This is a genomic window from Haloferax sp. Atlit-6N (assembly GCF_003383195.1).
Classification (GTDB): domain Archaea; phylum Halobacteriota; class Halobacteria; order Halobacteriales; family Haloferacaceae; genus Haloferax; species Haloferax gibbonsii.
On sequence record NZ_QEQJ01000360.1, the window covers coordinates 1 to 449 of the forward strand.

The 449-nt window shown below is 52.6% G+C and carries 1 pseudogene; it reads left to right on the plus strand.

What is annotated here, in order from left to right:
* Positions 1-310: 310 nt before the first annotated feature.
* Positions 311-449, plus strand: a pseudogene (locus DEQ92_RS22755) (MarR family transcriptional regulator); the annotation flags it as partial.

A 449-nucleotide genomic window follows, 5' to 3' on the forward strand; every position in this document is an offset into this window, starting at 1 on the left:
AAATCGGCCCGCACGAAAGTTCGGGACTGTATCAAATAACGCCTTTAGGCGTGGCTGCAGTCCAAAAACAGGCGCTTTACGATCAGGATCATGGCCAATTTGATGCGGCCATCCGTGAGTTAGCAGCCGATATCGAAATTGACGGCCCAACGATTATTCAGGAGAACTGATATCCCACAGTAGTTGGGACCAACCGTTCCAATGTATGCGGTTCCGAACCGTTTCGCGGTTAACAGCCATCTCCCTTCGAGATTTTCATAGCTTTCACGCCGAACTCTCTTTACAGCGGATGACGTACCCTCATTCAACAATGTCCATCGACCGAGATACCTTCGAGAACACGAGCGAGGACGAACTTGAGGAACTCTCCGTCCCCGATCAGGTCCTCGGATTTCTCGCCGCCAACGAGGATCGGGCGTTTAAGGCGCGCGAAATCGCCCCCAGATCGA